Consider the following 24,617-nt stretch of genomic DNA (forward strand, 5'->3'; position numbering starts at 1 on the left):
GGAAGGCGTGACGCGTTGCGGTATATATGTATCGCTTCCGGGCCGGACGGCCCGGAAGGTGATGCCGAAGATTTCAGTCGGTTTTTTTCTTCAACTTGGGATTGGGGAAAAACTGTACCGCCTGGACCTTGGCGTCCGGGACTTTGAGCGCCGATGTGTTGACCCGGGTGCCCAACTCCTTGGGCACCGACAGGCCTTGTTCGTTGAGCGTGTCGGAATAACCGCAGGCCACACACTCACGGTGCGGCACGCCGTCTTCGTTCCACATCATCAACTTGTCCGGTTCGCTGCACGCCGGGCAGACTGCCCCGGCGATAAAGCGCCTTTTGGTAATCACAGGCCCCTCGCTCATGCTGCTGCGTCCTCGGTCAGGCCGCTGTGGCGCAAGAGTGCGTCAATCGATGGCTCACGGCCACGGAAGTCGACGAACAGCACCATCGGCTCCTGGGAGCCGCCACGGGCCAGGATCGCTTCACGGAAAGCGCGACCGGTGTCGGCGTTGAGCACGCCGTCCTCTTCGAACTTGGAGAACGCATCGGCCGACAACACTTCCGCCCACTTATAGCTGTAGTAGCCCGCCGCATAACCGCCGGCGAAGATGTGGGCAAAGCTGTTGGGGAAGCGGTTGTAGGCCGGTGGACGCATCACCGAGACTTCGTCGCGCACGCCTTCGAGCACTTGCAGCACGCTGCGTCCATCGCCATGGGTGGCGTGCAGCTCGAAGTCGAACAGCGAGAACTCCAGTTGGCGGACCATCATCAGGCCGGACTGGAAGTTTTTCGCCGCGAGCATTTTTTCCAGCAGGTCCTGGGGCAGCGGTTCGCCGGTTTCATAGTGACCGGAAATCAGCGCCAGGCCTTCGGGCTCCCAGCACCAGTTTTCCATGAACTGGCTCGGCAGCTCCACGGCATCCCAGGCCACGCCGTTGATGCCGGACACGCCGGCATGTTCGACGCGGGTCAGCAGGTGGTGCAGGCCATGGCCGAACTCGTGGAACAGGGTGGTGACTTCGTCGTGGGTCAGCAGCGCGGGTTTGCCGCTGTCGGCCGGGGTGAAGTTGCACACCAGGTTGGCGACCGGGCTTTGCAGCACGCCATCGAAGGTGCGCCGACGGTCGCGGGCACCGTCCATCCAGGCGCCGCCGCGCTTGTTGGCGCGCGCGTAGAGATCGAAGAAGAAGCGGCCGACGTGCTGGCCGTTCTCCTTGATTTCGAACAGGCGCACGTCCGGATGCCAGCTGTCGAAACCTTTCAGTTCGGCGATCTCGATGCCGTAGAGGCGCTGCACGATGGCGAACAGGCCGCTCAGTACCTTGTCGATCGGGAAGTAGGCGCGCAGGGCTTCCTGGGCCACGCTGTAACGCTGCTGGCGCAGCTTTTCACCGTAGAAGCCGCTGTCCCAGCTTTGCAGGTCGGGGCAGCCCTGTTCGGCGGCGAACGCCTTCAGCTGTTCCAGATCCAGGGCGGCAAATGGTTTGCTGCGCTTGGCCAGGTCGCGCAGGAAACTGAGCACCTGATCGCTGGATTCGGCCATTTTGGTCGCCAGGCTCAACTCGGCGAAGTTGGCGAAGCCCAGCAGTTGGGCCAATTCCTGGCGCAGGTCGAGGATTTCTTCCATCACCGGAGTGTTATCGTTCTGACCGGCGTTGGGGCCTTGGTCTGACGCGCGTGTGCAGTACGCGGCATAGACTTCTTCACGCAGGGCGCGGTCTTCGGCGTAGGTCATCACCGCGTAATAGCTGGGGAACTCCAGGTTGATCAGCCAACCGTCCAGCTCTTTGGCCTGGGCGGCCGCGGCCATTTGCGCCTTGGCCGAGTCGGTCAGGCCGGCGAGGGCGGCCTCAGAGGTGATGTGTTTGGTCCAGGCCTGGGTCGCGTCCAGCAACTGGTTGGAGAAGCGGCTGCCCAGTTCCGACAGTTTGCTTTGCACTTCGGCATAGCGTTGCTGCTGCTCGGGCGGCAGATCGATACCCGACAGACGGAAGTCCCGCAGGGAATGTTCCAGGATGGTTTTCTGCGCCACGTCGAAACCGGCGGCTTCGGGGCTGTTCGCCAGGGCTTCGAACGCCTGGAACAGCTCGCGGTTCTGGCCCAGCTCCGTGGAGTAAGCACTCAGCGCCGGCAGGCAGGCCTCGTAGGCTTCGCGCAGTTCGGGGCTGTTGCGCACGGCGTTCAAATGGCTCACCGGGCTCCAGGCCGCGCCCAGGCGATCATTGAGCTCGTCCATCGCCAGCACCAGGCCGGCCCAAGTAGGCTGAGTGCCCTGGGTCTTGAGGATCTGGGCAATGGCGGCACGGTTGTCAGCCAGGATCTGCTCGATGGCCGGTTGCACGTGCTCGGCACGGATCGCCGAGAACGGCGGCAGGTCGTAGGGTTGCAAAAGAGGGTTGTTCACGCTCACGGTTGACACCTTGGCTGGAAGAAACATGGACCCATCTTAATTACAATCGACGTTCACCGCAGCTAGCAGCGCCTATCACCGGATAAGAGAGAGCCTATCGTGACCCTTCGCACGTACCAGAATCACAGCCCACGGCTTGCCCGCGGCGCTTTTGTCGACAGCACCGCGGTGGTGATCGGCGACGTTGAAATCGGCGAAGACAGCTCCGTCTGGCCGCTGACGGTCATTCGCGGCGACATGCACCGCATCCGTATCGGTGCCCGTACCAGCGTCCAGGATGGCTGCGTGCTGCACATCACCCACGCCGGCCCCTTCAATCCCGATGGCTTCCCGCTGCTGATCGGCGATGACGTGACCATTGCCCACAAGGTCATGCTCCATGGCTGCTCGGTGGGCAGCCGGGTCTTGATCGGCATGGGCAGCATCGTCATGGACGGCGCGGTGGTTGAAGATGACGTGATCATCGGCGCCGGCAGCCTTGTACCGCCGGGCAAACGCCTGGAGAGCGGCTTCCTGTATGTAGGCAGCCCGGTAAAACAGGCCCGGCCGCTGACCGACAAGGAACGCGCCTTTTTCACCTACAGCGCGGCGAACTACGTGAAGCTCAAGGACCTGCATCTGGCCGAAGGCTACGACCGGCTCTGAATCGTTCCGCCCTTACCCAGGAATTTGCATGCATTACCAGACCGTACTCTTCGACCTCGACGGCACCCTCACCGACCCCCGCGAGGGCATTACCCGTTCGATCCAGTTCGCCCTGAGCCAACTGGGCATCGACGAACCCGACCTGACCCGTCTCGAACACTTTATCGGCCCGCCACTGTTGCAGGCCTTCATGCAGTTTTATGACTTCGATGAGGCGAAAGCCTGGGAGGCGGTGAATTTCTATCGCGAACGCTTCAAAGTCACCGGGTTGTACGAAAACCGCGTCTTCGACGGTGTGATGCCCCTGCTGGAAACCCTGGGCGAGCAGGGCCGGCAGTTGTACATCGCCACCTCCAAACCCTGGGTCTTCGCCCGCGAAATCGCCCGCCACTTTGACTTCGCCCGGCACTTCAAAGTGATCTATGGCAGTGAGCTGGACGGTACGCGCACCGACAAAGTTGAGTTGATTGCTCACCTGATGGCTGAAGAAGGGCTCGACCCGGCGAATACCTTGATGATTGGCGACCGCAAACACGATTTGATTGGCGCTCGTAGCAATGGGCTGGATGCCGCGGCGGTGGGCTATGGGTTTGGCAGTTATGAGGAGCTGAATGCCGAGGGCCCGGCGTATCACTTTCAGACGCTGGATGAGTTGCATCGGGCATTTTTGCAGGGGTAGTCATATTGCGATCGCGGGCAAGCCTTGCTCCCACAAGGGGGCGGTGTTGTACATGCAAGCCGCGTTCACTGAGATCTATTGTGGGAGCGAGCCTGCTCGCGATGAGGCCGGTTCAATCACCAGAAATTTTCGATCCTGCCAGCGCCTTCAGTGCCGCTTTGCGCTCATCAATCGGCAAACTGCCAAGCTTTTCCACTGCGGCATAAAACGCAACCCAGTCTCCGCCTTCCTGTTGAAACAGCGCCGCAAACGCTGGCACCCACTGGCTATACAGGCCGAACGGCAATAGCCGCGCATTGTTCAGCGGCGCATAGATCCACGCGTCGTAGCGTTTGTCGCCTGCCCACCGGGTGTCGCGCAGTCGCTGATAATCAGCGCGCAGGCGCTCGAACTCCTGGGCCTTGCGCTGGCGCATCTGTTCGGCCGGCAGGGGTTGGGTATAGAGCTGTTCCAGCCGCTGACGCGTGTCCAGGACCAGTTGGATGAATTGCTCGCGCTGGCGCATCCGTTTGCCATTGTCCGGGGCCAGCCCGCGACTGGCGCGCCATTGCCGGGTGCCTTGCTGTTCGACGAAGGTGGCAAAGGATTCATTGAATTCGGTGTCGTCCTTTACGTAGAAGCGCTGGTGCGCCAGTTCATGAAAGATCAGCGTCGCCAGGCGTTCGTCGCCCCAGTGCATCATCGAGCTCAGGATCGGGTCGTTGAACCAGCCCAGCGTCGAGTAGGCCTCTACGCCACCAATCGCCACATCCATGCCCCGCAAGCGTTGCAAGGCTGCCTCGCCACGGGCGGCGCCCTGGCTGTAGTAGCCGCGATAGGCCACGCAACCGGCGATGGGGAAACAGTGGTTTTGCGGGGCCAGGGAAAATTCTGGCGTGGCGAAGACATTCCAGACCACGAATGGGCGGCCAATGTCCGCATACAGGCGGTAGCTTTTGTTGTCCGGCAGGTGCAACTGCGCACTGGCGAATGTGCGTGCCGCACGCGCCTGGGCCAGATGAGCCCGCAATGTAGGATCGCGGGCGGGGTCGGCAATCACTTGGTCGATCGGCTCTCGGGCCTGCAACAGCCGTAGCTGTCCACTGGCGAGCTGACTGTAGTAACCCACGCTTGCACAACCGTTGAGTAACAAAAGCAGGAGGCCTGGAAACAAAATCCGGAAAACACGGTCGAGTAACCGATGGCTTGGATGCGGCCTGATCAATTGGAATCACCCTGGGAAAGTCTGCCCACAAGACTATCCCGCCTGCCTGGAGCTTCGCTATGCGCGTATTGATGCTGACGAGTGGCCTGTTGCTGCTGAGCGGTTGCGCCGGTTTGCCCGATCCCGATCCGTCGCAGGCATGGATCGACCTGGGAAGCCATCAGGACACGGCGCTGCAAGCGCTGGAAGTCGATGACAAGACGTCTCTCGACCGACGTTATTTTGAAGTGCAGCCGGGCAGCCATGAGCTGACGGTGCGTTATCAATTTGCCGTCGAGCCCGGCAACATCGGCCCGAATGCCGAGCCACTGTGGCGCGATTGCCGGTTGAATGTGAAGTTCAAGGACTTCAACGCAGGCCAGCGTTATCAGTTGCAGGCTGGCAACATCGGTTTCCGGCCATGGGCCAAGCTCTATGATCAACAGCGAAAAGTCGTGGGCCAAGGCACGCCAGCAGGCTGTCAGCAAAGCTGATCGGCGCTATGCTCATTGTCTGACTTCAGGAAATCATCATGCGCCTACCTCTGCTGCTATTGGCCTTTGTCTCCATGAGCGGCTGTGCAACCAGCCCGCCGCCCAAGGTTGATCCGAACATGGCCTGGATCGACTTCGCCACGCCCATGCCGGGCGGCAAGATGCTGATGGCTGAAAGCCTGGATGGCCAACGACTGCAGGACGGACGTTTCTTCCAGGTTTCTCCGGGCAGCCACGAACTGAAAGTGCGTTTCGACTTCGAGGTGCCTGGCGGTGGTGGGCTGGGTATGCAAGCCGAGCCGCAAGAGCGGCTGTGCTACATGCTTGTGCGTTACGACCATTTCGAGGCGGGCCAGCGTTATCGCCTGGAGGGTCGCAATCTGGCGTTTACCCCCAGCGCCCGACTCTATAACGCCAAGCGTGAAATCGTGGCCGAAGAACGGCAGGTCAATTGCGTTCCGTAGGACGGCTTAGCTGTCGTTCTTCTGGTAGATGATCTTTTTGGTGCCGTTTTCGCAACTGCCCACGACCATATTTTCATCATGCACTTCATCATTGGTCACGATTTCCAATGTGTAGGAAGGCACGTTATTCGCCTGGATCTTCGCTTCGATTTCAGCTTTCAGTTCTTCGCAGGATTTGGGGGCCGCGAGGGCCGACGTGGCCAATGCGCAACTGATGACCGCCAGGGCGAATCGTTTCATGCTCGAATTCCTCATGACAGCGCGCACTGCCTGTGCGCTGAAACTGCAGGTGTGCATTCGACCACAATTGCTGCAGGGTAAACAGATCACAGCCTTCAGCCGCAGTTGAAGGCTGTGATGGGTATCGCATCAGCTCACCAGCGTCGCATCCAGCGTAATCTTGGCGTTCAGCACTTTGGAAACCGGGCAACCTTCCTTGGCCTTGTTGCTCAGCTCTTCGAATTGCTCCTGGCTGGCGCCGGGGATCTTCGCTTTAAGCGTCAGTTTCACTGCCGTAATCGCAAAGCCGCCCTCGACCTGATCGAGGGTGACATCGGCGTTGGTATCGATACTGCTGGCTGTGAGCCCAGCCTCGCCAAGGATCATCGAAAACGCCATGGAGAAGCAGCCCGCATGGGCCGCGCCGATCAGTTCTTCCGGGTTGGTGCCCTTGCCGCCTTCGAAGCGCGCCTTGAAGCCATAGGGGGCTTCGCGCAGCACGCCGGTTTCCGTGGAGATGGAGCCGATGCCGGTTTTCAGGTCACCTTCCCAATGAGCCGATGCTTTCTTGATGATAGCCATGTCTGCCTCCTCAATATCCGGCGCGAGGGTTCGCGCCTGGGTGTTTTTCGTTGTCAGGGTTGTGAGGATAGACCGCCCGATAAAGTTCATCCTGTCGATTAGCCGACCGATTTAGTAGGAAATTTCATGGTAGCTATTGAAACTCGGGTATATGCCCACATTGCATGGAACACACCTATAGAAACGGCAGGCTTTTGCCCGTAGGAAAAGCCCCTCATGCCGTTGGAGATGCCGGCCCATGAAACAGCTGTCCGAAGTGAAGTTCTCGACCCTCGACCTCGTGCCTGTGCGCGCTGATGGCAACGCTGCCCAGTCCTTGCGCAACTCGCTGGACCTGGCGCAGCACGTGGAAAAATACGGCTACACCCGCTTCTGGGTCGCCGAGCACCACAACATGGATGGCATCGCCAGCTCCGCGACGGCGGTCCTGCTGGGCTATCTGGCGGGGGGCACTTCGACCATTCGGGTCGGCTCCGGCGGCGTGATGCTGCCCAACCATGCGCCGTTGATCATCGCCGAACAGTTCGGCACGCTCGAAAGCCTCTATCCAGGCCGTATTGATCTTGGCCTGGGGCGCGCGCCCGGGTCCGATCAGATGACTGCCCGGGCGTTGCGTCGCGAGCGCTCCGGTAGCGCGGACGATTTCCCTGAAGACGTGGCCGAACTGATGCGCTACCTCGGCCCACGTACGCCGGATCAACGCATCATCGCCATGCCCGGCACCGGGACCAACGTGCCGGTCTGGCTGCTGGGCTCGAGCCTGTTCAGTGCGCAACTGGCCGGCGAGCGCGGCTTGCCCTACGCCTTCGCTTCCCATTTCGCACCGCGCTACATGCATGAGGCGATCCGTATTTATCGCAATCACTTCAAGCCGTCGGCGGTGCTCGACAAGCCTTACGTGATGCTCGGCGTGCCTTTGGTGGCAGCCGACACGGACGAACAGGCTGATTACCTGGCGACCTCGGTGTATCAGCGGATCCTGGCCCTGATGCGTGGCCAGAGCCTGGTGCAGCGCCCGCCTGTGGAAACCATGAACGGTCTCTGGTTGCCCCATGAGAAAGAGGCGGTTGGTGACTTCCTGAGCCTGGCCATGGTCGGCGGCCCGCAGAAAATTCGCGCCAAGCTCGAAGTGCTGATCGAGCAAACCCAGGCCGATGAATTGATCTTCACCAGCGACCTGTATGAGCATGCTGATCGCCTGCACTCCTATGAGTTGCTGGCGCAGGTCATGAAAGGCTGATCACGCGCATAAAAAAGCCGACGCATGCGTCGGCTTTGACCTTCCTGAAGTATCAGCCCTTCTTGTAGACGATTTCCTTCGTGCCGCCTTCGCAGGAGCCGACGACGTCTCCGTCAGTAGCCGTACCCTTATCGACAATTTCCAGCGTATAACCCGATGCACCTTTGGCATCGATTTTCGCTGCGATCTCGCTTTTCAGCTCCTCGCATGGCTTGCCGGCGGCAAACGCAGTACCCGCAAGGCTCAGCAAACCCAGGACCAACATCAAATTTTTCATCGCTCGCACTCCTTGGTCGGATCAATAGGGCAGGGATCGAACAGACATGACGCGCTTGCCAGATAGCGCATCGCCATTCCCTATGGCACTCCGCCAGCGTGCAAGTTCACAGCCCGTCAGCTATTGGCAATGCGGAAGCCGACTTTAATGGTCACCTGAAAGTGCGCGGCCCGGCCATTTTCGATGTGTCCACGGGTTTCCGTGACTTCGAACCACTCCAGGTGCTTGAGGCTTTTGCTGGCTTCGGCCAGCGCATTGTTGATGGCGTCTTCGATGCTGGTGGGAGAGGAGCCGACCAGCTCGACTTTTTTGTACGTGTGGTGATCACTCATGACGTTCTCCTTGGTTGTCTTTAACAGCCTAGCAGCGAATTTTCGCCTTACGTGTGTCGCCTTTTACCGGGTGAAAGTTCAGATTTACTGCACTTTCAGAAACGGCTGGAGTCCCAATTCACACACGCCACTCAACCACTGCAGGAGAGAGCCACCATGGCCAGCAATTCGTTACGTAAAGCCTCGTTGCAAAGCATGGAAGCGGAGATCGAGAGTCTGCTCAAGTCGTTGGAAAGCCTGAAGGACGACGCTTCGGACGAGTCGCGTAAGACCCTCAAGTCGCTGAAGGCAAACGCCGAAAACGCGCTGAAACATTCCCGGCATCTGCTGAGCGACGCGTATGAAGAGGTCAAGGTGAAAACCCGTGAAACCGGAATCGCCACCCGTGATTACGCTCAGGAGCATCCCTGGACCACCGCTGGCGTCGCGGTCGGGGCCCTGGGTTTGTTGGCGGCTTATTTGCTGTGCAAGCGCGGCGACTGAGTCGGCTGGTTCAGCTCATGCCTGAGCCATTGCGCCAATTGCCGAGCGCGCCCGTCCGCGGCGCGCTTGGGTAGCCACAACGCCAGTCGCGCCGGGGTTTCGTCAAAGCCCCACGGCGCGACAAGGCGCCCGGCGCGCACATCCTCGGCGACCAGCGGTTCGGGTGCGATGGCCACCCCGAGCCCCGCCACGGCCGCCTCCAGCAAGTAATACAAATGCTCGAAACCCTGCCCGAACTTCAGCGCCTTGGGTTCAAGGGCGTTTTGCCGTGCCCAAGTGGGCCACGCCTGGGGACGAGAGGTGGTATGCAGCAGCGCCTCGCCCAGGATTGCACTTGGCGGGGCGTTTTGCAGGCGGGCGAAACCGGCGTAATGAGGGCTCATGACCGGACCGATCCGCTCGCTGACCAGTTCATAGACCTGCATGTCTGCCGGCCACGGCGGTTCTGCGAATACCAGCAACGCGTCAAGCCCCGGTCGCCTCGGGTCCAGGTCGCCTTCGCCAGCGGAGAGATGCAAACGCAGATCCGGCAGGTCGGCGTTGAGCCGGCCCAGGCGAGGAATGAACCAGCGCGCCAGCAGACTACCGGAACAGCCCAATACGAATGGTGCATCTGCCGTGCTTTGCGTCAGCTGCGCACAGACGGTGCGTAATCGCTCGAACGCCTCGGCGCTGGCGTCGCGCAGACGCATGCCTGCATCTGTGAGTTTAAGGCCGCGTCCCTCCTTGATGAACAGGCTGACGCCCAAGTGTTCTTCCAGCACCTTCAACTGTCGGCTAACTGCACCATGGGTGACATGCAGCTGTTCGGCCGCCTGACTGACGCTGTTCAGGCGGGCAGTGGCTTCGAAGGCGCGCAAGGCGTTGAGCGGGGGAAGGTCATGGCTCATTTTATCTGTGAGTTTTCCTGACAGGTTGCGGCGATCTTATCGGTTTTCAGCGCGGGATGTCAGGGGTAGAGTGAACCTCATTGTCTTTCTACGCATTCGCCTGGAGCCCCCGATGACCCAGCCTACAACCCCTTTCAACCTGCGCAGTGGCCCGGACGCCAACGGCCTGTTCGGTGCATTCGGCGGTCGTTATGTGGCCGAAACCCTGATGCCGCTGATCCTCGATCTGGCCCGCGAATACGAAGCGGCGAAGGAAGATCCGGCGTTCATTGAGGAACTGGCCTACTTCCAGCGTGACTACGTCGGACGCCCAAGCCCTCTGTATTTCGCTGAGCGCCTGACCGAATACTGCGGCGGCGCCAAGATCTACCTCAAGCGCGAAGAGCTGAACCACACTGGCGCGCACAAGATCAACAACTGCATCGGCCAGATCCTGCTGGCGCGGCGCATGGGCAAGAAACGCATCATTGCCGAGACCGGCGCCGGCATGCACGGCGTGGCCACGGCGACCGTGGCCGCACGTTTCGGTCTGGATTGCGTGATCTACATGGGGACCACCGACATCGAGCGCCAGCAGGCCAACGTGTTCCGCATGAAGCTGCTCGGTGCCGAAGTCATCCCAGTGGTCGCCGGCACCGGTACCCTCAAGGATGCTATGAACGAGGCGCTGCGCGACTGGGTGACCAACGTTGACAGCACGTTCTACCTGATCGGCACCGTGGCCGGCCCGCACCCGTACCCGGCCATGGTCCGCGACTTCCAAGCAGTGATTGGCAAGGAAACCCGCGATCAGTTGCAAGCCCAGGAAGGTCGTTTGCCCGACAGCCTGGTGGCGTGCATCGGCGGCGGTTCCAACGCCATGGGCCTGTTCCATCCGTTCCTGGACGACAAGAGCGTGGACATCATCGGCGTCGAAGCCGCCGGCTACGGTATCGAGACCGGCAAGCATGCTGCCAGCCTGAACGGCGGCGTCCCCGGTGTATTGCACGGCAACCGCACCTTCCTGTTGCAGGACGATGACGGCCAGATCATCGATGCCCATTCGATTTCCGCTGGCCTCGATTACCCGGGCATCGGCCCTGAACACGCCTGGTTGCACGACATTGGCCGTGTCCAGTACACCTCGGTCACCGACGCCGAAGCCTTGGAAGCCTTTCACAAATGCTGTCGCCTGGAGGGAATCATTCCTGCCCTGGAAAGCGCTCACGCCCTGGCTGAAGTGTTCAAGCGTGCCCCGAACCTGCCCAAGGATCACCTGATGGTGGTCAACCTGTCCGGCCGTGGCGACAAAGACATGCAAACCGTAATGCACCACATGGAACAGTCCCAGCAGGAGAAACACTGATGAGCCGCCTGCAAACTCGTTTTGCCGAACTCAAAGAACAGAACCGCGCCGCCCTAGTGACTTTCGTGACCGCTGGCGACCCGGACTACGACACTTCGCTGGCGATCCTCAAGGGCCTGCCGGCGGCGGGTGCTGACGTGATTGAGCTGGGCATGCCGTTCACCGACCCGATGGCCGACGGTCCGGCGATCCAATTGGCGAACATCCGCGCCTTGGGCGCACAGCAGAATCTGGCGAAAACCCTGCAGATGGTTCGCGAGTTCCGTGAAGACAATAGCGATACGCCGCTGGTGCTGATGGGGTACTTCAATCCTATCCATCGCTACGGCGTGCAGCGTTTCATTGGCGAAGCGCTGGACTCTGGCGTGGACGGGCTGATCGTGGTGGACATGCCACCTGAGCACAACAGTGAGCTGTGCGAGCCGGCCCAGGCCGCCGGTCTGGACTTCATTCGCCTGACCACGCCGACCACCGATGATGTGCGTTTGCCGACCGTGCTCAACGGCAGTTCTGGCTTTGTGTATTACGTCTCGGTGGCCGGCGTGACCGGCGCCGGCGCCGCGACGCTGGAACATGTGGAAGAAGCCGTGACGCGTCTGCGTCGTCACACCGATCTGCCGATCAGCATTGGTTTCGGCATTCGCACGCCGGAACAAGCTGCGGCCATCGCACGGTTGGCCGACGGGGTTGTGGTCGGTTCGGCCCTGATCGACCATATCGCCAGCGCTGAGACGCCGGAGCAGGCGATTGATGGGGTCTTGAGCCTATGTGCTGCCCTGGCTGATGGGGTGCGTAAGGCGCGGATTAGCTAATTGCATGATTGAGTCTGCCAGTAATAAAAAAGGGGTTCAGAACTCGGTTCTGAACCCCTTTGTGGCTTCAAGGCAACTCCAACCCGCCACCCGCCTTGTGCAGCTTACGCAAATGCTCGCCTATCTCTTTGACGTTAGCCTCACTGGCACTGATTTCTGCCGCGCGGCTTGGCTCAAGCAAGGCCCTGACTTCCTTATCCAAATCCCCTGTCAGTGTTTGAAGCTGTTTCTGACGCAAGCTGCTTTCGGATTCAAGTCGCTGCCATTCGCTGGGCTGCGGTAGCCCGTAACCGCTGCTGCCCAGCAACTCGGCGGGGCGGCTCAGGAAACCGCTGTTGGCGAGGATCTGTTGCAGTGTTGCGTTGGCCCTTTCCATGCCGCCGTTCTGTAATTCACGGGCACCGAGGTAGCGCTGCTTGACCTCATCCTGGGCCAATAACAGTTGTCGGCGATAGCTGGCCTGTTCCAGCAGGAGTAACGCCGCGCTGGTGCGCAGGTCGGCCCGTTCAAACCATGGCCGGCGTTCTGCGGCGCTCAGGGCCAGCCAGTCTTCCACGTTTTGTTGCTTGATCGGCAAGTGTTTCTTCAACACCTCGAACATGGCCTGGTACCGCTCGCGGAAAGAGTCGAAGCGGTAACCCAGGCGCAAGGCCTCCTTGGGATCATCGAGCACGCTGGTATCCGCCAGACCTCGCCCCTTGAGCACTTCCAGCAAACCGTTGGGCATGATGCTGTCCAACCCCTTGAGCTGCGCATTGTTGCTGCCGCTGCGCAGCAATTTCAGGCTTTCCACCGCGCAATTGTTGGACAGGAAGTAATAGTTGCCGTCATAGCTCCAGTGCATTTCGGCGGCGTGTTCAACCGTTTCCTCGATCTCGGACCGTGTCAGGTTCAGCGGCACCGAGGCCAGGCTGCGCAGTTCGGTCTTGGTGTATTCATCGATGACCTGGGCCAGCGGCAGTACGAACAGGCGCGACGGGTATTTGCCCACCAGGCCATCCCAGCTCGACAGCTGCACATCGCCCACGAAGGCGCGGTATGACAGCACCAGGTGTTGATCCAGATCCAGACGGCAATCCGGCCCACGGGGGCGGTCCGGCGCGCAGATCACCAGCCGCAGCATGCTGTGGCCCCAGCGGCTGACCCAGTTCTGGTTGGCTTCGGCCAAGAGGTAATCGATGGCGTAGACCCGCTCTGGATCAACCTTGCCCAGTGGCGTCTTGGCAAAGTCGTTGCCGGCGTTGAGGAACGCGAATGACGGGGCGCAGGTATTCTTGGCGGCGGGGGCCCAGCCAAAGTGTTCCTGATAATAGCGATACAGTGCTGGCCGTCGGCAGGCGTAACTCGGGTCCAGGAGAAAGTACTCCATGTTGACCGCGACGAACTCCTTGGGGCTGCTCGTTTCGTAGATGTCCGGGCTGCGGGCGACCTGGCGATTATGCTGTTCCCGTTCACCACGACGGCCGACGTATTGCGGCCAGCCGGCGAGGTCCAGCAAGCGGGGATCATCACTGAGGGTGAAGCGGCGGTCGTTCTGGCCCCGGCATTCATCGGGAAGGCCGATCAGCCCGGCGCTGCTGGTGCGTCGGGTGCAGCGTTGGATCAGCGCGCGTTCGGCGTTTGGCCATAAACGCGAGCGATCATAAATGTGGGTCAGTTCATGCAGGACCGTGGCGAGCATTTCCCGCCGCACGGTGCCGTGGGGCCGATGGGTCTTTTGCGTGGCGGCACTGCCGTCGGTGAGGCTGTCGAGCAGGTTGCGATTGAGGTCCAACTGCGACACCAGCGAGGCCTGGCCGTAGGCGTTGGCGGGCATCCGGTCGGTCCAGCCCACATTGATGCGTCGGTCCAGCTGTTCGATGAATCGCGGCGGCAGGGCCTGCATCGCTTCATCGAGCAGCGCCTGGCTGGCCTGCTGTTGCGCCGGGGTCAGTCCTTCGTCGTTAAGGTGCAGTTGCAGGCCGGCCTGGGCGGTGCTGCTCAAGAGCAGCACGACCCCGGCCGTCAGCCAGACGGCGAACGGCCTCACAATGCGAGGATGGCTTCGGCGAGAACCTGGTCACTGGCGTCGCGGGCTTCCGGTACGCGGGTGCGCAAGGTGTCGAAGGCGGCCTCGAGGTGAGCGCCACGAATTTCCCCGTTACTGGCGACGAAACTGGCCGCATCGTCATGGGCTTCACGAACGATTTTCGAGTCACGGATGGATGTGGTGGTGTCGGAGGTGAAATCGATCGTGCGCTGGGAGGCGCGAACGACGATGTTACTGGTGGCTACCAGGGTTTGTGCCTGGGCCACATCGGCCAACACCAGCAGGCCTAGGGTGGCAGCAATCAGCGGGCTACGCATGGAACGACTCCGAAGAATAAAGATAACTATTGGACGAGAATTGCCTGTGCCAGTTCAAGGTCGCTGACGTGAAGTTTTGGTTGGGTCCGGTGTAGATAATCCAGGGCCGACTCCAGTTGCGCACCTCTCAACTGCCCATCGCTGGCAACGAATGCCGCAGCGTCATCGTGGGCGGCGGCGATCAGTTTATGGTCGAAGGGCGCGGAGGTCACCATGCTCGTGGCATAGCCGCTGATCACGACTTGCTGGGTGGAGACATCGAAAGCATGGGCCGGAACGGACCAGCATAAAGCGCTGCAGAAAAAAGCGAGGGACAGATCTGAGTAGAAACGCATGGGACTCGACTGTTGATGGTGAGTCCGAAGGCTAGCGCAAACCACTGCGCCAGAGCCAGCGCTGAAACATCGGAACACCATTGGCGTCCCGATGTTTCATGTCTGGAATCAGATCACCAGGATGGCTTGGGCCAGCTGCGCGTCGGAGGCGTTCAACTGCGGTGCCTGCTGACGGATGTAATCCAGAGCGCTTTCCAGTTTCACACCACGGATGGCGCCGTTAGTGGCGACGAAACTGGCAGCATCGTCACGAGCGGCCAGGACAATTTTGTCGTCGCGAAACGACGAAGTGATATCGGACGTTGCGTCGGAAGTGGCCTTGAGCGCACCCACGAGGGAGTCGGTGGTGACGATAAAACTACTGGCATTGGAGTGTGCGGCTACGGCCAGCAGGGCGGCGGCGCTGAGCAGACGAAGACGGATCATGATGAAACTCCTTGAATAATGAAGTGGTGCCGGTGCGTGTAGCTGGAAGAGAAGACGCATGCTCGACCCGCTTCGCCACGTTCGTTTCGATATTAGGTCAGAACGAGGTGGATGACAGCTTGGCCATTGGCAATTTCCACGCTTCTACAACAGCTCGATAAAACTGTACTGGTTATTTTCTAGCTATTCTTAACTGTGCAGGTGCGTGGTTTTTGGCAAAACCAGGCCTCTGAAACGACAAGACCCGTCGCGGTTTCCCGCGACGGGTCTTGTTTGTTTAATTCGGTGCTGGCGGTGGACCCGATGGGTCAGGGCCAGCGACGCTGAGTTAGCGCCAGAACGGCTTGCTCAGCTCTTCGTAGCGTTGTGCTTCGCTGATACCGGCGTCAGCCAGCAGGCGTGCATCCAGACGGGCCAGTTGGTGGCGGCTGGCGATGCGGCGCTGCCACAACATCAGGTTAGCGATAACGCGAAGAGGCAGGGAAGCCTGGTTTTTTTCAGCTTTGTCTTCGAAGAACAGCTCGGAACTGAGTGTACGTTCCATGGTTGACATCCTTCCGCTTATGGCGGGATTAGGTAGTGGTTTAACTGGTGCCCATGATCCTCTCGTTTGGCCAGTCTCTCTAGATACAGTTCACCTGTAATGTGAGAGACCAGTTAACTGTTAAACAGTGGTGTACTGGTCAATATTGAGGCAACTGTACCTGTGCGCACTATTTATGTGCATTTTTGCTGTGAAAGCAGAGATGCGTAGGAGTTTGCTGTAGGAAATCACAGGTACAGTAGTACAGTTTTTGTGGTTTGTGGGTTGAAAGCGATGGCCAGTGAAAACTGTATTTGTTGCCCGGGTGATCCAGCTGTATTAAACCGCCAGCATCTGCCCGGTCTCTTCCAGATTCAGGTGCCAACTCAGTGCATCGCGCAGGATGTGCGGTGTATGTCCGCCCAAGGCGCACGCCGCTTCAAAATACTCGTTCAATGCCTGGCGATAGGCCGGATGCACGCAATTGTCGATGACCACCCGCGCCCGCTCCCTTGGCGCCAGGCCACGCAGGTCGGCCAGGCCGATCTCCGTCACCAGGATGTCGACATCGTGCTCGGTATGGTCCACATGGCTGACCATTGGCACGACACTGGAAATTGCGCCGCCCTTGGCGATCGACTTGGTGACGAAAATCGCCAGATGCGCATTACGCGCAAAGTCCCCCGAGCCGCCTATCCCATTCATCATCCGCGTGCCGCAGACATGGGTGGAGTTGACGTTGCCGTAGAGGTCGAACTCCAGTGCCGTATTGATGGCGATGATGCCCAGGCGGCGTACCACCTCGGGGTGGTTGGAAATTTCCTGGGGGCGCAGGACCAGCTTGTCCTTGTACTTCTCCAGATTGCCGAATACGTCGGCATTGCGCCGGCCCGACAGCGTAATGGAGCTGCCAGAGGCGAAGCTCAGTTTGCCGGCGTCGATAAGGTCGAATGTAGAGTCCTGCAGGACCTCTGAATACATGGTCAAGTCTTCGAATGGGGAGTCGATCAGCCCGCACATCACGGCATTGGCGATGTTGCCGATCCCGGCCTGTAATGGACCGAGTTTATTGGTCATGCGCCCGGCGGCGACTTCCTGTTTGAAGAAGCCGATCAAATGATCGGCAATGGCCTGGGTGTCGCTGTCCGGCGGCATGACTGTCGAAGGCGAATCCGGCTGATTGGTGATGACAATGGCGGCGATTTTTTCCGGCGGTATCGGGATGGCGGTGCTGCCGATACGGTCGTCGACCTTCACCAAGGGAATCGGTGTGCGGGTCGGGCGATAGGTCGGGATATAGATGTCATGCAACCCTTCCAGATCAGGGTTGTGGGCCAGGTTGATTTCAACAATGACCTGCCTGGCGAAAATAGCGAAGCTGGCCGAGTTGCCCACCGAGGTGGTGGGCACGATATGGCCTTGCTCGGTAATGGCCACGGCTTCGATCACTGCAATGTCCGGCAACTTGAGCTGGGCGTTACGCAATTGCTCGACGGTTTCCGACAGGTGCTGGTCGATGAACATCACCTCGCCAGCGTTGATGGCCTTGCGCAACGTGCTGTCGACCTGGAATGGCATGCGCCGGGCGAGTACGCCGGCTTCGGTGAGTTCCTTGTCGAGGTCGTTCCCCAGGCTCGCACCGGTCATAAGACTGATTTTCAGTGGCGTGACCTTGGCGCGCTCAGCCAGGGCGTGGGGCACTGCTTTCGCTTCTCCGGCGCGGGTGAAACCGCTCATGCCGACGGTCATGCCGTCCTGAATCAGCAAGGCTGCTTCGGCAGCGCTCATCACTTTGTTCAACAACGAAGGCAGGCGGATGCGATCACGGTACATGGGTGGTTATCTCGGGCTGGAAGCTGGATGCGCAGTCTAGTGAATTCGCGCCGTGCCCGACCCGCTACAAAAGTCGCATTTAAGGCGTCTATTACGGGCGTTTCAGGCAAAACATTATTACCGGATCGGTAACGTTCGGCCTTGATACAAATCAAAACGCCCCGACAAGTCGGGGCGTTAGTGGCGAAGCAGTGAGCGTTATTCCACCGCTTTGACCATGTCTTCGATAACCTTCTTGGCGTCACCGAACACCATCATGGTCTTGTCGAGGTAGAACAGCTCGTTGTCCAGGCCGGCGTAACCGCTGGCCATCGAGCGCTTGTTGACGATGATGGTCTTGGCCTTGAAGGCTTCGAGGATCGGCATGCCGGCAATCGGCGACTTCGGATCGTTCTTCGCCGCCGGGTTGACCACGTCGTTGGCACCCAGTACCAGCACCACGTCGGCCTGGCCGAACTCGGAGTTGATGTCTTCCATCTCGAACACCTGGTCGTAAGGCACTTCGGCCTCGGCCAGCAATACGTTCATGTGCCCGGGCATACGACCGGCCACTGGGTGGATCGCGTATTTGACGGTCACGCCGTGATGGGTCAGCTTCTCGGTCAGCTCTTTCAGCGCGTGCTGCGCCCGTGCCACCGCCAGGCCATAGCCCGGCACGATGATCACGGTATCGGCATTGGTCAGCAGGAAGGTGGCGTCGTCAGCCGAGCCGGATTTCACCGGACGGGCTTCTTTGGAGCCTGCCGGGCCAGCGGCATCCGCCGTGTTGCCGAAACCGCCGAGCAGCACGTTGAAGAACGAACGGTTCATCGCCTTGCACATGATGTACGAGAGGATCGCACCGCTGGAACCCACCAGGGAGCCAGCGATGATCAGCATCGAGTTGTTCAGCGAGAAGCCGATACCCGCTGCAGCCCAGCCGGAATAGCTGTTGAGCATCGACACCACCACCGGCATGTCGGCACCGCCGATCGGGATGATGATCAGCACGCCCAACACAAACGCCAGGGCCAGCATCAGGGCGAATGCCCCGAGGTTGCCGGTGAACATGAACATCAGGCCCAGACCCAGTGTTGCCAGGCCCAGGATCAGGTTGAGCTTGTGCTGGCCGCCAAACTGTACCGGTGCGCCCTGGAACAGGCGGAACTTGTACTTGCCCGACAGCTTGCCGAAGGCGATCACCGAACCGGAGAAGGTGATTGCACCGATGGCGGCCCCAAGGAACAGCTCCAGACGGTTACCGGCCGGAATTGAATCCCCTAGTTGCTTGACGATGCCCAGGGACTGCGGCTCGACCACGGCGGCGATGGCGATAAATACCGCGGCCAGGCCGATCATGCTGTGCATGAACGCCACCAGCTCGGGCATCTTGGTCATCTCGACGCGCTTGGCCATGATTGACCCGGCAGTGCCGCCGACCAGCAGACCGACGATCACATAGCCGATGCCTGCGGTAGCCAGCTCGGCGCCCAACTTATAGATGAGACCCACGGTAGTGAGCACCGCCAGCGCCATGCCGAGCATGCCGAACAGGTTGCCTCGGCGAGATGTAGTGGGGTGCGACAGGCCTTTGAGGGCCTGGATGAAGCAGATCGACGCGATCAGGTAGAGCGTCGTTACCAGGTTCATGCTCATTACTTGGGCGCCTCTTCTTTTACGGCTTTCGGGGCTTTTTTCTTGAACATCTCAAGCATGCGGCGCGTCACCAGGAAGCCGCCGAACACGTTCACTGCGGCCAGGGCCACGGCGAGGGTGCCCATGGTCTTGCCCAGCGGGGTCACGGTCAGTGCGGCGGCAAGCATGGCGCCGACGATCACAATGGCCGAAATGGCATTGGTCACCGCCATCAGCGGTGTGTGCAGCGCGGGCGTTACGTTCCAGACCACGTGGTAACCGACATAAATCGCCAGCACAAAGATGATCAGGTTGTAGATACCGGGGGAGATAAGCTCTTCCATTGTCTGAATCCCTGCTTAGGCGTTTTTGCGGATGACTTGGCCGTCGCGGCACATCAGGCACGCGGCGACGATGTCGTCTTCCAGGTTCACGTCGAACTGACCTTCCTTGGTGAAGACCAGCTTCAGGAAGTCCAGCAGGTTACGGGCGTACAGCGCCGAAGCGTCTGCCGCGACTTCGCCGGCCAGGTTGGTCGGACCGCAAATGGTCACGCCATTTTCGATCACCACCTGATCGGCCACGGTCAGCGGGCAGTTACCGCCCTGGGCTGCCGCGAGGTCAATGACCACCGAGCCGGGTTTCATCTGTGCGACGGTTTCGGCACTGAGCAAAGTCGGTGCCTTGCGGCCCGGAATCAATGCGGTGGTGATGACGATGTCAGCCTGCTTGGCGCGCTCGTGCACGGCCTGGGCCTGGCGCTGCATCCAGCTGGCGGGCATGGGTCGGGCGTAGCCGCCAACGCCGACGGCGCATTCACGCTCTTCGTCGGTTTCGTAAGGTACATCGACGAACTTGGCGCCGAGGGATTCGATTTGTTCCTTCACTGCCGGACGCACGTCCGACGCCTCGATCACCGCACCCAGGCGCTTGGCCGTGGCAATCGCCTGCAACCCAGCCACGCCAGCACCGAGAATCAGCACCCGCGCCGCTTTCACGGTACCCGCGGCGGTCATCAGCATCGGCATGAAGCGTGGGTAATGGTGGGCGGCCAGCAGCACGGCCTTGTAGCCGGCAATGTTCGCTTGAGACGACAGCACATCCAGGCTCTGGGCGCGGGAGGTACGTGGCGCGGCCTCAAGGGCGAAAGCAGTAATGCCGCGTTCGGCCAGCTTGGCAATGGTTTCGTTATTGAACGGATTGAGCATGCCCACCAGAACGGTACCGCTCTTGATCAGCGTCAGTTCGCTGTCGCTGGGGGCGACCACCTTGAGAATCAGTTCGGCCCCGAAAGCATCACTGGCGCTGCCAATGGTGGCGCCCGCTGCTTCATAGGCACTGTCGATAACGCTGGCCTTGGTGCCGGCGCCGCTTTGAACAGTGACCTTATGGCCTTGGCCGATCAGCTTCTTGATGGTTTCCGGGGTTGCAGCAACCCGCGTTTCACCCGTCTGGGTTTCGAGAGGAACACCAATGTGCACGTCAAATCTCCTGCGTGATCTTATTGAGTAAACCCAGGCACTTCGGATGGTGCGGCTGGGGCGGCCGATCAGCACGATCCCGCCGAATCAGGCGGGGCGCGGCATTTTGCAGGCGAAAATTCAGCCCTTCAAGGGATTATGACGGGTGACGGAAAATTAACTACAAGTCACCCTGTGACCGAATGTCGCAACGATCGGCATATATCCCTTGTAGGCTGGGCTTTCCAGGGTTTCAGGCCAAATTTGACGATTTTTCCATTGGCGACGTGAATGAACCCTGATGAGCTGCGTAACGTGGCTCAAAGCCACGTATTTGAACGGTTATGAGACTACGATACTGATTTCGTAACAGATTGACTGTATGCGACATAAATTTATATCTGTAGCGCTTTTGATTAGCTTACTACCGGAGTCGGATATAGATTTTTTCCTTGTTAATCAAGGCTGTAGCTACTAGCTTGATTAACCAGCCAATCGCGAAAAGCCCTCAGAGAGGCCGATTCGACCTTTCGTTCGGGGATCATCAGGTAGTAGGCCTTGATGCTCGACAAGGCATTTCGATTGGCAACGACCAATCGTTTCTCGGCCAGCTCGCGCTGTATCAAAAAAGGTGGAATCAAGGCGATTCCCATGTCATGCATCGCCGCTTGGGCAAGCATGGAGAATAGTTCATAACGCGGGCCTGTCAGGTCTCGCGCGATATTGAGGTTTTGAGCGTTGAACCACTGGCGCCACGCATACGGGCGGGTGGTTTGCTGAAGTAGGGGCAGTTCGGCGATGGCTTGCGGTGTCAGGCTGTTCCGGTTGCCCAGTAAGGTAGGGCTGCACACGGGCATCGGGTTTTCTCCCATCAGCTTGTGGGATTCGGTACCGGACCAGTCCGCATCGCCGAAATAAATGGCTGCGTCAAAATCCGTATCCGCAAAGAGAAACGGCCGCGTGCGATTGGTCAGATTGACCGTGACTTCTGGATGCTGCTGTTGGAAGTCCTTGAGGCGCGGTAGCAGCCATTGAGTACCAAACGTCGGAACCACTGCCAGCTCTATCACGTTGGCGCCGGTATGCCCCATCACTGAAAGAGTATCGCGCTCCACGGCGTCCAGTTGAGTGGCAACGCGGCGGCTGTAGGAGAGTCCGGCCTCTGTCAGTTTGACTCCCCGCCGTGAGCGTCGGAACAACTCCACACCGAGGAAGTCCTCCAGGCTGGCGATCTGTCGACAAATAGCACCCTGTGTGAGGGAAAGCTCCTGTGCGGCCTTGGTGAAGCTCTCATGACGTGCGGCGGCCTCGAAGCTGACCAGGGCGGCGGTGCTGGGGATTTTTCTGCGCATGTACATCAACCTCACTCGTCAGGATCGTAAACGGGGTTCAGGGCGTTTACGGAGTGAGAAATTAGCACAAGAGCGTGCGTAATCCTCGTTTGCTCTGATAGGAAAGCGCGCCTAGGATCAATCCACGATTTTTAATCTGATTGGCGAGGATTCTTTCATGGCCGGTAAAGCGAGTTTCAACTGGATTGATCCATTGTTGTTGGACCAGCAACTCACCGAAGAAGAACGCATGATTCGCGACACTGCCGAGCAGTTCGCCCAACAGAAGCTCGCGCCGCGGGTGTTGGAAGCGTTCCGTCATGAAAAAACCGACCCGGCGATTTTTCGTGAGATGGGTGAGGTCGGCTTGTTGGGCGCAACCATTCCTGAACAGTACGGCGGCAGCGGCTTGAACTACGTCAGCTATGGCTTGATCGCTCGTGAAGTGGAACGCGTTGATTCAGGTTATCGCTCGATGATGAGCGTGCAGTCCTCGTTGGTCATGGTGCCGATCAATGAGTTCGGTACCGAAGCTCAAAAGCAGAAGTACCTGCCGAAGCTGGCTTCCGGCGAGTGGATCGGCTGCTTTGGTCTGACAGAGCCGAACCACGGTTCCGACCCGGGAGCGATGATTACCCGTGCGCGTAAAGTGGAAGGCGGCTACAGCCTGACGGGTAGCAAGATGTGGATCACCAACAGCCCGATTGCCGATGTATTTGTCGTCTGGGGTAAGGATGACGCCGGTGATATCCGCGGCTTTGTTCTCGAGAAAGGCTGGAAAGGCCTGAGTGCACCGGCGATTCACGGCAAGGTCGGTCTGCGCGCTTCGATCACTGGCGAGATCGTCATGGATAACGTCTTCGTTCCAGAAGAAAACATCTTTCCGGATGTGCGTGGGCTGAAAGGGCCTTTTACCTGTCTGAACTCGGCTCGCTATGGCATCTCCTGGGGGGCCTTGGGTGCCGCCGAATTCTGCTGGCACACCGCCCGCCAGTACACCCTGGATCGGCAGCAGTTTGGTCGTCCTTTGGCTGCCACTCAGTTGATCCAGAAAAAGCTGGCCGACATGCAGACTGAAATCACCCTTGCCCTACAAGGATGCCTGCGTCTGGGGCGTATGAAGGATGAGGGTACGGCCGCTGTTGAAATCACATCGATCATGAAGCGCAACTCCTGCGGCAAGTCCCTGGATATTGCTCGCATGGCGCGGGACATGCTGGGCGGCAATGGCATCTCCGATGAGTTCGGCATCGCTCGCCATCTCGTGAACCTGGAAGTGGTGAACACTTACGAAGGTACTCATGACGTTCATGCACTGATCCTGGGGCGTGCGCAAACCGGTATCCAGGCGTTCTATTAATAGGGGGAACGGCATGGGCGCGCTTTCGCATCTGCGGGTACTGGATTTATCGAGGGTGCTGGCCGGCCCGTGGGCTGGTCAGATCCTGGCGGACCTGGGAGCTGAGGTCATCAAGGTCGAGCGGCCGGGTGGTGGTGACGATACGCGCGCCTGGGGGCCGCCGTTCCTGAAGGATGCGTCTGGCGAGAATACGACCGAGGCGGCCTATTACTTGTCGGCCAATCGCAACAAGCAATCGGTGACCATCGATTTCACGCACCCCGAGGGGCAAAGGTTGGTGCGGGAGTTGGCGGCCAAGTCCGACATTCTGATTGAGAACTTCAAGGTAGGTGGGCTGGCGGCCTATGGCCTGGACTACGACTCGCTGAAGGAGATCAACCCACAACTGATCTATTGCTCGATTACCGGGTTTGGTCAAACCGGTCCTTACGCCAAGCGCGCCGGATATGACTTCATGATCCAGGGGTTGGGGGGCTTGATGAGTCTCACCGGCCGGCCTGAAGGTGATGCGGGGGCGGGCCCGGTGAAGGTAGGGGTGGCGCTGACGGATATCCTGACCGGTGTCTATTCGGCCGTGGCCATCCTGGCAGCGTTGGCTCACCGCGATCATGCCGGCGGCGGGCAGCATATCGACATGGCCTTGCTGGACGTTCAAGTGGCTTGCCTGGCGAACCAGGCGATGAATTATCTGACTACGGGTAACGCGCCGAAGCGGTTGGGGAACGCTCATCCGAACATAGTGCCTTATCAGGATTTTCCTACGGCGGACGGTGACTTCATCCTTACGGTGGGCAATGACGGTCAGTTCCGAAAGTTCGCCGAGGTCGCGGGTCAGCCGCAGTGGGCTGATGACCCTCGTTTTGCGACAAACAAGTTGCGGGTGGCGAACCGTGCAGTATTGATACCTTTGATTCGCCAGGCGACGGTATTCAAGACCACTGCCGAATGGGTCGCTCAGTTGGAGCAGGCTGGTGTCCCCTGTGGGCCGATCAACGATTTGTCCCAGGTGTTTGCTGATCCTCAGGTCCAGGCGCGTGGGCTGGCGATGGAGTTGCCTCATGCACTGGCGGGTAAAGTGCCGCAGGTTGCCAACCCGATCCGGCTGTCCGCGACCCCGGTGGAATATCGCAATGCGCCTCCTTTATTAGGGGAGCACACGCGGGATGTCCTGCAGCGAGTATTGGGGTTGGATGAGGCGATGGTGACGGGGTTGAGAGAGGCTGGGGTGCTCTGATTCTCTCTGCTATATAGAAGAGGCTTTTTGAGGGGCACGGTGGCTTTTTCGAATGCCCTGCAACTTATTGATAGAAAAACGAAATTAAGTGTTGACGGCAAATTCTGGAC

At 59.5% G+C, this 24,617-nt stretch carries 28 protein-coding genes; 10 read left to right on the plus strand and 18 right to left on the minus strand.

What is annotated here, in order from left to right; all coding sequences use genetic code 11:
- Window positions 1-73 precede the first annotated feature (73 nt).
- Together PSEUDOMOFG3G_RS24525 and prlC are read right to left on the minus strand one after the other, a co-directional pair.
- On the minus strand, window positions 74-352 hold the full coding sequence (locus PSEUDOMOFG3G_RS24525) for a YheV family putative zinc ribbon protein (RefSeq protein WP_047230061.1): 279 nt from the start codon (window positions 350-352) through the stop codon (window positions 74-76).
- Window positions 349-2,400, minus strand: a complete 2,052-nt coding sequence (prlC, locus tag PSEUDOMOFG3G_RS24530; RefSeq protein WP_139048746.1) for an oligopeptidase A — start codon at window positions 2,398-2,400, stop codon at window positions 349-351. Before prlC ends, PSEUDOMOFG3G_RS24525 begins: the two co-directional genes overlap by 4 nt.
- A 99-nt stretch (window positions 2,401-2,499) precedes the next feature.
- On the opposite strand from prlC, the gene PSEUDOMOFG3G_RS24535 reads away from it, so the two are divergent.
- Both PSEUDOMOFG3G_RS24535 and PSEUDOMOFG3G_RS24540 read left to right on the plus strand, forming a co-directional pair.
- Window positions 2,500-3,045 carry a gamma carbonic anhydrase family protein gene (locus PSEUDOMOFG3G_RS24535; RefSeq protein WP_139048747.1) on the plus strand — a complete coding sequence of 182 codons (546 nt, stop codon included), beginning with the start codon at window positions 2,500-2,502 and terminating at the stop codon, window positions 3,043-3,045.
- A 28-nt stretch (window positions 3,046-3,073) separates the two neighbouring features.
- Window positions 3,074-3,724 carry an HAD family hydrolase gene (locus PSEUDOMOFG3G_RS24540; RefSeq protein WP_047230063.1) on the plus strand — a complete coding sequence of 217 codons (651 nt, stop codon included), beginning with the start codon at window positions 3,074-3,076 and terminating at the stop codon, window positions 3,722-3,724.
- A gap of 112 nt (window positions 3,725-3,836) precedes the next feature.
- On the opposite strand, the gene PSEUDOMOFG3G_RS24545 is transcribed toward PSEUDOMOFG3G_RS24540, so the two are convergent.
- Window positions 3,837-4,928, minus strand: coding sequence for an aminopeptidase (locus PSEUDOMOFG3G_RS24545; protein WP_139048748.1), 1,092 nt, complete (start codon window positions 4,926-4,928; stop codon window positions 3,837-3,839).
- Between the two features lie 59 nt (window positions 4,929-4,987).
- Between PSEUDOMOFG3G_RS24545 and PSEUDOMOFG3G_RS24550 the strand changes: the two genes are divergently transcribed.
- Window positions 4,988-5,401, plus strand: coding sequence for a hypothetical protein (locus tag PSEUDOMOFG3G_RS24550; protein ID WP_047230066.1), 414 nt, complete (start codon window positions 4,988-4,990; stop codon window positions 5,399-5,401).
- Window positions 5,402-5,439: 38 nt separating this feature from the next.
- Complete coding sequence (locus tag PSEUDOMOFG3G_RS24555; protein WP_047230067.1) at window positions 5,440-5,865, plus strand: hypothetical protein; 426 nt, start codon at window positions 5,440-5,442, stop codon at window positions 5,863-5,865.
- Between the two features lie 6 nt (window positions 5,866-5,871).
- Here the strand turns inward: PSEUDOMOFG3G_RS24555 and PSEUDOMOFG3G_RS24560 are convergent, their stop codons facing one another.
- Window positions 5,872-6,105: a DUF1161 domain-containing protein gene (locus PSEUDOMOFG3G_RS24560; protein WP_092399797.1), complete on the minus strand. Its 234-nt coding sequence runs from the start codon at window positions 6,103-6,105 to the stop codon at window positions 5,872-5,874.
- A gap of 129 nt (window positions 6,106-6,234) precedes the next feature.
- Complete coding sequence (locus tag PSEUDOMOFG3G_RS24565) at window positions 6,235-6,666, minus strand: OsmC family protein (protein WP_047230069.1); 432 nt, start codon at window positions 6,664-6,666, stop codon at window positions 6,235-6,237.
- A 238-nt stretch (window positions 6,667-6,904) separates the two neighbouring features.
- On the opposite strand from PSEUDOMOFG3G_RS24565, the gene PSEUDOMOFG3G_RS24570 reads away from it, so the two are divergent.
- Window positions 6,905-7,906 carry an LLM class flavin-dependent oxidoreductase gene (locus PSEUDOMOFG3G_RS24570; RefSeq protein ID WP_139048749.1) on the plus strand — a complete coding sequence of 334 codons (1,002 nt, stop codon included), beginning with the start codon at window positions 6,905-6,907 and terminating at the stop codon, window positions 7,904-7,906.
- Between the two features lie 52 nt (window positions 7,907-7,958).
- Here PSEUDOMOFG3G_RS24570 and PSEUDOMOFG3G_RS24575 read toward each other — a convergent pair whose 3' ends face one another.
- A complete protein-coding gene (locus PSEUDOMOFG3G_RS24575; protein WP_139048750.1) occupies window positions 7,959-8,183 on the minus strand; it encodes a DUF1161 domain-containing protein in 225 nt (74 codons plus the stop codon).
- Window positions 8,184-8,299: 116 nt separating this feature from the next.
- Window positions 8,300-8,515 (minus strand): dodecin, encoded by a 216-nt coding sequence (locus tag PSEUDOMOFG3G_RS24580; RefSeq protein ID WP_003177209.1) that lies wholly within the window; start codon window positions 8,513-8,515, stop codon window positions 8,300-8,302.
- Window positions 8,516-8,671: 156 nt separating this feature from the next.
- On the opposite strand from PSEUDOMOFG3G_RS24580, the gene PSEUDOMOFG3G_RS24585 reads away from it, so the two are divergent.
- Window positions 8,672-8,998 (plus strand): YqjD family protein, encoded by a 327-nt coding sequence (locus tag PSEUDOMOFG3G_RS24585; protein ID WP_003196426.1) that lies wholly within the window; start codon window positions 8,672-8,674, stop codon window positions 8,996-8,998.
- On the opposite strand, the gene PSEUDOMOFG3G_RS24590 is transcribed toward PSEUDOMOFG3G_RS24585, so the two are convergent.
- A complete protein-coding gene (locus tag PSEUDOMOFG3G_RS24590) occupies window positions 8,971-9,888 on the minus strand; it encodes a LysR family transcriptional regulator (protein ID WP_047230072.1) in 918 nt (305 codons plus the stop codon). The genes PSEUDOMOFG3G_RS24585 and PSEUDOMOFG3G_RS24590 overlap by 28 nt on opposite strands.
- Before the next feature lie 112 nt (window positions 9,889-10,000).
- Here PSEUDOMOFG3G_RS24590 and trpB point away from each other — a divergent pair, with 112 nt between their 5' ends.
- Together trpB and trpA are read left to right on the plus strand one after the other, a co-directional pair.
- On the plus strand, window positions 10,001-11,233 hold the full coding sequence (gene trpB / locus PSEUDOMOFG3G_RS24595) for a tryptophan synthase subunit beta (protein WP_047739317.1): 1,233 nt from the start codon (window positions 10,001-10,003) through the stop codon (window positions 11,231-11,233).
- Window positions 11,233-12,045, plus strand: coding sequence for a tryptophan synthase subunit alpha (gene trpA, locus PSEUDOMOFG3G_RS24600; protein ID WP_047230074.1), 813 nt, complete (start codon window positions 11,233-11,235; stop codon window positions 12,043-12,045). Before trpB ends, trpA begins: the two co-directional genes overlap by 1 nt.
- Window positions 12,046-12,112: 67 nt before the next feature.
- Here the strand turns inward: trpA and PSEUDOMOFG3G_RS24605 are convergent, their stop codons facing one another.
- The 10 genes from PSEUDOMOFG3G_RS24605 to PSEUDOMOFG3G_RS24650 form a co-directional block, all read right to left on the minus strand.
- Window positions 12,113-14,074 carry a DUF4105 domain-containing protein gene (locus tag PSEUDOMOFG3G_RS24605; RefSeq protein ID WP_076383121.1) on the minus strand — a complete coding sequence of 654 codons (1,962 nt, stop codon included), beginning with the start codon at window positions 14,072-14,074 and terminating at the stop codon, window positions 12,113-12,115.
- Window positions 14,071-14,391, minus strand: a complete 321-nt coding sequence (locus PSEUDOMOFG3G_RS24610) for a DUF2388 domain-containing protein (protein ID WP_047230076.1) — start codon at window positions 14,389-14,391, stop codon at window positions 14,071-14,073. The genes PSEUDOMOFG3G_RS24605 and PSEUDOMOFG3G_RS24610 overlap by 4 nt, the downstream gene beginning before the upstream one ends.
- Before the next feature lie 26 nt (window positions 14,392-14,417).
- The gene (locus PSEUDOMOFG3G_RS24615) at window positions 14,418-14,726 is read right to left on the minus strand and encodes a DUF2388 domain-containing protein (RefSeq protein ID WP_139048751.1); all 309 of its coding nucleotides are present in this window, start codon (window positions 14,724-14,726) and stop codon (window positions 14,418-14,420) included.
- A 108-nt stretch (window positions 14,727-14,834) separates the two neighbouring features.
- Window positions 14,835-15,152 carry a DUF2388 domain-containing protein gene (locus PSEUDOMOFG3G_RS24620; protein WP_139048752.1) on the minus strand — a complete coding sequence of 106 codons (318 nt, stop codon included), beginning with the start codon at window positions 15,150-15,152 and terminating at the stop codon, window positions 14,835-14,837.
- Window positions 15,153-15,480: 328 nt separating this feature from the next.
- Entirely contained in the window at window positions 15,481-15,696 is a 216-nt protein-coding gene (locus tag PSEUDOMOFG3G_RS24625) for a DUF1127 domain-containing protein (RefSeq protein WP_047230079.1), read from the minus strand.
- A 318-nt stretch (window positions 15,697-16,014) separates the two neighbouring features.
- Window positions 16,015-17,508, minus strand: a complete 1,494-nt coding sequence (locus PSEUDOMOFG3G_RS24630; RefSeq protein WP_139048753.1) for an acetyl-CoA hydrolase/transferase family protein — start codon at window positions 17,506-17,508, stop codon at window positions 16,015-16,017.
- 198 nt (window positions 17,509-17,706) lie between these two features.
- Window positions 17,707-19,143 (minus strand): NAD(P)(+) transhydrogenase (Re/Si-specific) subunit beta, encoded by a 1,437-nt coding sequence (locus PSEUDOMOFG3G_RS24635; protein ID WP_047230081.1) that lies wholly within the window; start codon window positions 19,141-19,143, stop codon window positions 17,707-17,709.
- Window positions 19,143-19,466 (minus strand): NAD(P) transhydrogenase subunit alpha, encoded by a 324-nt coding sequence (locus PSEUDOMOFG3G_RS24640; RefSeq protein ID WP_003187010.1) that lies wholly within the window; start codon window positions 19,464-19,466, stop codon window positions 19,143-19,145. Before PSEUDOMOFG3G_RS24640 ends, PSEUDOMOFG3G_RS24635 begins: the two co-directional genes overlap by 1 nt.
- Before the next feature lie 15 nt (window positions 19,467-19,481).
- The gene (locus PSEUDOMOFG3G_RS24645; RefSeq protein WP_139048754.1) at window positions 19,482-20,603 is read right to left on the minus strand and encodes a Re/Si-specific NAD(P)(+) transhydrogenase subunit alpha; all 1,122 of its coding nucleotides are present in this window, start codon (window positions 20,601-20,603) and stop codon (window positions 19,482-19,484) included.
- Window positions 20,604-21,037: 434 nt separating this feature from the next.
- A complete protein-coding gene (locus PSEUDOMOFG3G_RS24650) occupies window positions 21,038-21,934 on the minus strand; it encodes a LysR family transcriptional regulator (RefSeq protein ID WP_076386503.1) in 897 nt (298 codons plus the stop codon).
- Between the two features lie 157 nt (window positions 21,935-22,091).
- On the opposite strand from PSEUDOMOFG3G_RS24650, the gene PSEUDOMOFG3G_RS24655 reads away from it, so the two are divergent.
- Window positions 22,092-23,273 (plus strand): acyl-CoA dehydrogenase, encoded by a 1,182-nt coding sequence (locus PSEUDOMOFG3G_RS24655; RefSeq protein ID WP_025216186.1) that lies wholly within the window; start codon window positions 22,092-22,094, stop codon window positions 23,271-23,273.
- Window positions 23,274-23,286: 13 nt separating this feature from the next.
- A complete protein-coding gene (locus PSEUDOMOFG3G_RS24660; protein ID WP_139048755.1) occupies window positions 23,287-24,507 on the plus strand; it encodes a CaiB/BaiF CoA-transferase family protein in 1,221 nt (406 codons plus the stop codon).
- Window positions 24,508-24,617 lie beyond the last annotated feature (110 nt).

The organism is Pseudomonas sp. FG-3G (genome assembly GCF_901007645.1).
GTDB classification, from domain to species: domain Bacteria; phylum Pseudomonadota; class Gammaproteobacteria; order Pseudomonadales; family Pseudomonadaceae; genus Aquipseudomonas; species Aquipseudomonas rhizophila.